The organism is Streptomyces sp. MK7 (assembly GCF_032658145.1).
Lineage (GTDB): Bacteria > Actinomycetota > Actinomycetes > Streptomycetales > Streptomycetaceae > Streptomyces > Streptomyces spiralis.
Genome location: NZ_JAVACL010000164.1, coordinates 1 through 401 on the forward strand (window position 1 = coordinate 1; position 401 = coordinate 401).

Here is a 401-nt window from a genome sequence, read left to right on the forward strand (position 1 = left end):
CCGCTCGCGCTGATCGGCTCGATCGGCATGGCCGTCGGCCTCGCGCTGGAGGCCTGGGCGTTCTCCTCCCACCTGGTGGACGGCAAGCTGCCCGCCACCCAGGGCTGGGTCGCCCTGGTCGCCGCCCACGTGTTCGTGCTCTTCTTCGCCCTGTCCTGGGGTGTGGTCGTCTGGGTCATGCTCGGCGAGATGTTCCCGAACAGGATCCGCGCCGCCGCGCTCGGCGTGGCCGCCGCCGCGCAGTGGATCGCCAACTGGGCCATCACCGCGAGCTTCCCCTCGCTGGCCGACTGGAACCTGTCCGGCACGTACGTGATCTACACGGCCTTCGCGGCCCTCTCCATCCCGTTCGTCCTGAAGTTCGTCAAGGAGACGAAGGGCAAAGCACTGGAAGAGATGGG

General features: G+C 68.6%; 1 protein-coding gene. It reads left to right on the top strand.

Annotated features, from left to right (window positions below; genetic code table 11):
• Positions 1-401: MFS transporter (locus R2S09_RS40310; RefSeq protein WP_316746267.1), on the top strand; the 401-nt coding region annotated here is incomplete at both ends.